Below are 2,693 nucleotides of genomic sequence, written 5' to 3' on the forward strand. Positions count from 1 at the left end.
TTAAGTATTAATACTGCTAAACATGTAGTTAATAAATTTGTGTACTGAAAAAACTAATTAGCGATCGCACTTTTTTTGGGGTCATCTAACAAAATCGCATTGCTCCCCGTGCAGGGATACCCTCAATCGTCGTACCCTTTTTCGCTCCTCAGCCAGTGTGGGGTGAGATGCTAATGCGGTTAGGAGTTAGCCCTGCACCGATACCGTACCAGAAGGTATCAGAAAAAACTCTAGCGGCAGCGATTGAAGTTGTACTGGGTGATGAGGCGATGCTTCAAAAAGCCCAAGAGTTAGGGGAGAAGATTCGGGGTGAGGATGGGGTGGCAAATGCGGTTGAGGCTTTTCATCGGCATTTGGGGTTGATGGGGTAGAGGAATATTAAGCACCAGTTCTGAAAAAACCTAGACGCATTTCATCCGTGAGAGCTACTCCTAATTTCAGATTTCTTGAGTTATCTTAGGTATGCTTCTATACACTGTTGAACTTTATAGTTGTTTAACCAAGTGAAATTATCATTTCTACACTTTAAGTTAGCCTCTAATCGATACATATTATTCTTCAGTTTGTGTTTATTCTTGTTGAGTATGACTTTTGCATTGGCAACCACACACAGCAAGTACCCAGTGTTAGGGCAGAATGCAAATTATCCGTTGTTTACCCAGTACTCAACAGTAGAAATCACCTCGTTTAAGCAGGTCTTTGTATTTGACAAATTCCGGATAGAAAATGCGTTGCGACTCCGTAAACAATTAGCACCAGCCGCCGCCAAGGGTGATGTCATAGCTCAGTATTACACCGCCAAAACTTTTGATTGGTATGAGTTTGGTAGAGGAAACCCTAAAGATATTCCAACAGCGATGAACTGGTATATCAAAGCAGCTAATCAAAACTATGCCGAAAGTGAATTTTTTCTCTATCAAGCTTTTCGGTATCAGTTGATGAATAACAAAAAAGATGATGCAAAAGCTGAGGTATGGCTATTGAGAGCCAATCAACACGCAGGTAATACACTTGCTGCTCGTGTTTCGTTGGAACTAGCGCGTCTAAATGATAGCACTCGCCCAGCAGACGAACACCTCAGCACTTTAAAGCCACAGCAACAAAAAGTAGAAAGCTATATTCGACAGGCTTTACAATTCGACCCCAACAACCAACAAGCTATTGACTGGCTCTCAAGTTTACTACTGACTCAGAAAAGATATACTGAGGCAGCAAGTTTCATGCAACGCAGCCAAAATTACACCCTATGGATAAAACTCGCCGAACTCTATGAAACTGGTCTTGGTGCGAAGGTAAATTACACCCAAGCCGCTAAATGGTATCTTATGGCGGCGCTGGCAGAACGGAAATCTGACTTCTATCCTGTAGATGCCGACCACATTTACTTGCTCAAAACTGTAAATAACTTATACCGAATGCTTTGCCAGCAGAAAATTACTCGTTCCCAGGTAGGCAGTCTATATACAGATACGTCTTACAGAAATTTTCTTCAAAACCAACATAATTGCCAGTTGCCTTCTGTTAGTTAATTTGAGGATATGTTTGGAGTAAGTAGAACGATTCAAAAAAACCGAAGTATGTAAAGAAACATAAACTAGGCTAAAACCCTCTTCACTCCTGCCTTCTGCCTCCTGCCTCCTGCCTATTCCTAACGATAAATATTCACACCGACCTACTTAGAACGGATATGCGAATAGACTGGAGTTTAGACTAAGCCATCCAAAAAGACCCAGGAGAGCTGAGTTAATAACAGACGTAATGATATTATGAATAATCTTGAGTATTAAACCGCAACAGATGGCTCTTTACGTGGTGGAGTTACTGTTTTTTTACAATGGGGCATCGGTTTCTACGGTGACGCTTTTTCCCTGTTTGCCAACCAGGGGACTTTCCGCGAGGTTTGGGTGAGCTTGTGGGAGTACCAATCACCGCAAAAACTCCTCCCATAGCTTGAGCAACTCGCCCAGGGGTAAAGTTATCGGAGGACTTCTGCCAAGGTAAAGGATTATCAGTCACAATATCACGGGCTAACCACAATTCCCAAGTCATCAGAGGCATCAGGTCACTCCACCGCTCACACTGCTTGGGAGTACTAAACTTGGGTACAGTCCAATGTAGGCGTTGCTTTAAAAAACGATACCAGTGGTCAACGGTAAAGCGACGCAAGTAAAGTCGCCAAACCTCTTCTAAGGGAGGCATTTCTTCTCCCACCCAAGCTAACCATAAAGGTTTTGATATTGATTGATTACCTTGTTCATCAAGACGTTCAACTTTAATCAGTGACATAGGACGTGTCGCCGCTTTACGGAAATGTAAATTTTTCCACAGGCTAACCCGTACCCGTTGTAATTTCGGATCATCTACCTCGAAGACAGATGCAGGCTTACACCATGTTGTGGGTTCATTAAGTTTGAATTTAGACCCGTGTTTTTTGGGTCGTCCTTTACCCGAATAAGCTTGACTGTTCACCCCATAAACAAAGATTTGAGCGCAATCTTACCAGAATATCTGCGGGAATACTGGCAGTTTTTAACACAAAAGGCGCACACCCATATTCACTATCCCAAACGGAAATCGGTCTGGTGGGTAAATGCTTACACACCTGTTTTAGTTGCCAAATCGCTTTTGAAATTGGACTTTCCCCACTTGTGATCCGTTCATGTCTGAGGGGTAATGCCCAACTGCCTGATTTT

General features: G+C 42.8%; 3 protein-coding genes and 1 pseudogene. 2 read left to right on the forward strand and 2 right to left on the reverse strand.

All coding sequences use genetic code 11. From position 1 onward, the window contains the following. Positions 1-173: 173 nt before the first annotated feature. Together H6H03_RS39650 and H6H03_RS39655 are read left to right on the forward strand one after the other, a co-directional pair. A complete protein-coding gene (locus H6H03_RS39650; protein WP_190960433.1) occupies positions 174-371 on the forward strand; it encodes a hypothetical protein in 198 nt (65 codons plus the stop codon). Between the two features lie 213 nt (positions 372-584). Beyond that, a complete protein-coding gene (locus H6H03_RS39655) occupies positions 585-1,529 on the forward strand; it encodes a tetratricopeptide repeat protein (RefSeq protein WP_190960434.1) in 945 nt (314 codons plus the stop codon). Between the two features lie 289 nt (positions 1,530-1,818). On the opposite strand, the gene H6H03_RS41090 is transcribed toward H6H03_RS39655, so the two are convergent. Continuing rightward, positions 1,819-2,469, reverse strand: coding sequence for a hypothetical protein (locus tag H6H03_RS41090; RefSeq protein WP_242058242.1), 651 nt, complete (start codon positions 2,467-2,469; stop codon positions 1,819-1,821). Further along, positions 2,444-2,693 (reverse strand): annotated as a pseudogene (locus tag H6H03_RS40005) (NF041680 family putative transposase); the annotation flags it as partial. The pseudogene H6H03_RS40005 and the gene H6H03_RS41090, both read right to left, overlap by 26 nt.

Source organism: Nostoc paludosum FACHB-159 (genome assembly GCF_014698835.1).
GTDB lineage: Bacteria > Cyanobacteriota > Cyanobacteriia > Cyanobacteriales > Nostocaceae > Nostoc > Nostoc paludosum.